Origin of the sequence: Micromonospora sp. ATA51, from assembly GCF_016802855.1 — a bacterium.
In the GTDB taxonomy this organism is placed as follows: domain Bacteria; phylum Actinomycetota; class Actinomycetes; order Mycobacteriales; family Micromonosporaceae; genus Micromonospora; species Micromonospora sicca.
This window is the reverse complement of sequence record NZ_JAEVHJ010000451.1, coordinates 1-4,113: the sequence shown is the minus strand read 5'-3', so window position 1 is coordinate 4,113 and position 4,113 is coordinate 1. Positions and strand designations below refer to the sequence as shown.

General features: G+C 73.5%; 2 protein-coding genes and 1 pseudogene. All 3 read right to left on the bottom strand.

Going from position 1 to position 4,113, the window contains the following annotated elements:
- Positions 1-293 precede the first annotated feature (293 nt).
- Positions 294-1,418 (bottom strand): phospho-N-acetylmuramoyl-pentapeptide-transferase, encoded by a 1,125-nt coding sequence (mraY, locus tag JNW87_RS35685; RefSeq protein WP_109805136.1) that lies wholly within the window; start codon positions 1,416-1,418, stop codon positions 294-296.
- Entirely contained in the window at positions 1,415-2,812 is a 1,398-nt protein-coding gene (murF, locus tag JNW87_RS35680; RefSeq protein WP_109805135.1) for a UDP-N-acetylmuramoyl-tripeptide--D-alanyl-D-alanine ligase, read from the bottom strand. Before murF ends, mraY begins: the two co-directional genes overlap by 4 nt.
- A pseudogene (locus tag JNW87_RS35675) lies at positions 2,809-4,113 on the bottom strand (UDP-N-acetylmuramoyl-L-alanyl-D-glutamate--2,6-diaminopimelate ligase); the annotation flags it as partial. The pseudogene JNW87_RS35675 and the gene murF, both read right to left, overlap by 4 nt.

Sequence of the window (4,113 nt, the reverse complement as noted above, 5' to 3'; positions counted from 1 at the left end):
TGATCGGCGTCGAAGGCGTGCCGCACCCCCAGCAGGTACGCCAGGGTGCCGGCGCGGCCAGCCCGCCGGCCGCGTCCAGCCCGAACAGCGCGCCGGGCGGCTCCGCCGGCCGCGGCGGCACGGGCGGTCGGCGGATCTGCGTCTCGGTCGTGCCCTCGGTGTCTCGTTCCTCCCCCACCCGCCCATCATCGCGGCTGGGTCGGCCCGCCCGTGGCGCAACCGGCCGGTCGGCGTGTCGGAACGGGAAAGGAGGGGCCACCCGGGCCCCTCCTTCGCGCCGTCGGTGTGCCGGGTCAGGTGACCGCGGCGAGGAATTCGCTGTAGAACAGGCCCAGCGCGATGGCCACGCCGATCCCGGCGATGATCCAGAACCGGACCACGATGTTGACCTCGCTCCAGCCGGCCAGCTCGAAGTGGTGCTGCAGCGGGGACATCCGGAACACCCGCTTGCCGGTGGTCCGGAACGAGATGATCTGGATCACCACCGACATCGTAATGATCACGAAGAGCAGGCCGATGATCGGCAGCAGCAGGATGGTCCGGGTGGACATCGCCATGCCGGCGATCAGGCCGCCCAGGCCGAGGGCGCCGGTGTCGCCCATGAAGATCCGGGCCGGAGAGGTGTTCCACCACAGGAAGCCCACACAGGCCCCGGCCGCCGCGCCGGCGATCAACGCGATCTCCAGCGGGTCCCGGACCGTGTAGCAGTACGCCTCGGTGTAGTTCGGGTCCGCGCACCAGTGCCGGTACTGCCAGAAAGCGATCAGCGCGTACGCGGCGAGCACCATCACCGAGGCGCCGGTGGCCAGGCCGTCCAGGCCGTCGGTGAGGTTGACCCCATTGGTCGCCGCCATCACCACCAGGATGATCACGATCACCGAGGCGACCTTGCCGATCTCCAGCGCCGGGATGTCCCGGATGAAGCTGAGCGTGGTGCTGCCCACCGTCTCGGCGTTGGTCCGGGCGCCCGTGACGTCGTACATCCGGCTCGGGAAGTAGAGCGCCACGATGCCGAAGATCGTCCCGACCAGGATCTGGCCGGCGAGCTTGCCGCGCTTGTTCAGCCCGCCGCTGTGCCGCTTGCGGACCTTGAGGAAGTCGTCGATGAAGCCGACCGCGCCGGAGAAGACCATCAGGCCGAGCAGCACCAGCGCGGTCATGGTCGGCTCCACCTGGGCGATCTGGGCGTCCGGCAGGGTGGTCAGCGCGAGGTGCCCGGCGACGTACGCGATCACCGTGGCCAGGATGAAGACCACGCCGCCCATCGTCGGCGTGCCCTTCTTGCCCTGGTGCATGGCCGGGCCCTCGGCCCGGATCGGCTGGCCGGCCTTCAGCCGGGTGAAGACCTTGATCGCGATAGGGGTGCAGAGCAGCGAGATCAGGAAGGCGACCCCGATGGCGACGATGACCGCCCTCATGAGGTGACCCCCTCCCCGGTGGCCTCGCGCAGCGCGTCGACCACCTCCCAGGTGCGGTACCGGGAGCCCTTCACCAGCACCACGTCACCCGGACGTAGCTCGCCCCGCAGCACCTCGACGGCCGCCGCCTGATCGGTGAGCAGCACCGACTCTCCTCCCCAGTCACTTACCGCTGTCGCGCCTTCCTGGATCGGCGCCGCCAGCTCGCCCACCACGAGCAGCCGGTCGACGCCCAGCTCGGCCGCGAGCCGGCCGACCTGCTGGTGCCCCTCCCGCTCGAACGTCCCCAGCTCGGCCATGTAGCCGAGCACCGCGACGGTACGCCCCTGCCCGCGCAGGCCCGCCAGCGCCCGCAGCGCGACGGCCATCGAGGCCGGGTTGGCGTTGTACGAGTCGTCGATCACGGTGACCCCGTCGGAGCGCTCGAAGACGTCCATCCGGCGGGTCGAGACCAGCCCCAGCTCGCCCAGGGCGACGGCCAGCTCGGCCAGGGGCATCCCCAGCTCGCGGGCCACCGCCGCGGCGGCGAGGGAGTTGGAGACCTGGTGCCGCCCGGTCAGCCCGAGCCGCACCGGCACGCTGCCCTCCGGCGTCACCAGGGTGTACGACGGCCGGCCCCGCCCGTCCAGCGCCACGTCCACGGCCCGCACGTCGGCGTGCGGCGCCTCGCCGTAGCGGACCACCCGGGCCCGGGTACGGGCGGCCATCGCGTCGACCAGCGGGTCGTCGGCGTTGAGCACGGCCAGGCCGTCGGCGGGCAGCGCCTCGACCAGCTCCCCCTTGGCCAGGGCGATGGTCTCCACCGAGCCGAACTCGCCGATGTGCGCGACCCCGACGTTGAGCACCACGGAGATCCGCGGGGGCACCACCTCGCACAGGTAGCGGACGTGCCCCACCCCGCGGGCGCCCTTCTCCATCACCAGGTAGCGGGTCTCCGGCCCGGCCTGCAGCGCCGTGTACGGGTGACCCAGCTCGTTGTTGAACGAGCCGGGCGGCGCCACGGTCGGACCGAGCCGCACGGTGAGCTGGGCGATCAGATCCTTCGTGGTGGTCTTGCCGGAGGAGCCGGTCAGGCCGATCACGGTGAGGCCGGGCAGCCGGTCGACCACCGCGCGGGCCAGGCGTCCCATCGCCGCGAGGGCGTCGTCGACCAGCACCATCGGCACGCCGGGAACCTCCCGGGTCCCGAGCACCGCCACCGCGCCGGCCCCGACCGCCCGGGCGGCGTAGTCGTGCCCGTCCACCTTCTCACCGGGGAACGCCACGAAGAGCCCACCCGGGGTGACCTTGCGGGAATCGAACGCAACCGACCCGGTCACCCGGGCGTCCGGGTCGGCGGCGACCAGCCGCCCGTCGACGGCCGAGGCGACCTCGGCCAGGGTCAGCGGGATCACCGTCGACCCGCCAGGTCACCGAAGCGGCCCGCAACGCCTCGGCGAGCTCGACCCGGTCGTCGAACGGGAGCACCTCGCCGGCGATCTCCTGGCCGCGCTCCTGCCCCTTGCCCAGCAGCGCCACCACGTCGCCCGGTTCGGCCAGCCGGACCGCCTCGGCGATGGCATCCCGCCGGCCGGGCGCCTCGATGATCCGGGCGGCGGCGCTCGCCGCGTACGCCCCGGCGAGCACCTCGGCCCGGATCGCGGCCGGGTCCTCGGTGCGCGGGTTGTCGTCGGTCACCAGCACCACGTCGGCTCCCTCCGCCGCGGCGGCGCCCATCACCGGCCGCTTGCCCCGGTCCCGGTCGCCACCCGCGCCGATCACGCAGATCAACCGGCCGGCGGTCAGGCCGCGCAGCGCGACCAGGACGGCCTCGATCGCGTTCGCCTTGTGCGCGTAGTCCACCACCCCGCGCACCGGCGCGTCGCCGCTGACCAGCTCCAGCCGCCCCGGCACGCCGCCGCAGGCGGAGACCCCCGCGACCGCGGTGGCCGGGTCCACCCCGGCGGCGACCAGGGTGGCGACGGCCAGCAACGCGTTCGCCACGTTGTGCCGGCCTGGCAGCGCCACCACGGCGGGCAGGGCCAGCCCGTCCGGGCCGTGCACGGTGAAGCGCTGGGTGTACCCCTCGTCGTCGATCCCGTCGGCCCACCAGGTGGCGGCCGGGTCGCCGGCCGCCGAGTAGCTGACGGTGGCCGGCTTGAACAGCGGTCGCAGCGCCGGGTCGTCGTGGTTGAGCACCTCGACCGCACAGCGCCCGTCGAAGAGCTTCGCCTTCGCCGCGAAGTAGTCCGCCGAGTCGGCGTGGAAGTCCAGGTGGTCGGAGCCGAAGTTGGTGTAGCCGCCGACGGTGAAGCGGACCCCGCCGACCCGGCCCATGGCCAGGGCGTGGCTGGACACCTCCATGACCACCGCGTCCACCCCGCGCTCCCCGGCGACGGCGAGCATGGCGTGCAGGTCGGTCGCCTCCGGGGTGGTCCGCACGCTGTCGATCACCAGGTCGCCCAGCCGGGTCTCCACGGTGCCGATCAGGCCGGTGGTGCGGCCCGCGGCGCGCAGCCCCGACTCGATCAGGTAGCTGGTGGAGGTCTTGCCGGCGGTGCCGGTCACCCCGATCACGGTCAGTCCCGCGGTCGGTCGCCGTAGACGGTGGCGGCGACGTCGCCGAGCACCGCCCGGGGGTCGTCGACCACCAGCGTCGGCAGGCCCGCCCCGGCGGCCAGCTCGGCGCCGGCCAGGTCGGTCAGCAGGGCCGACC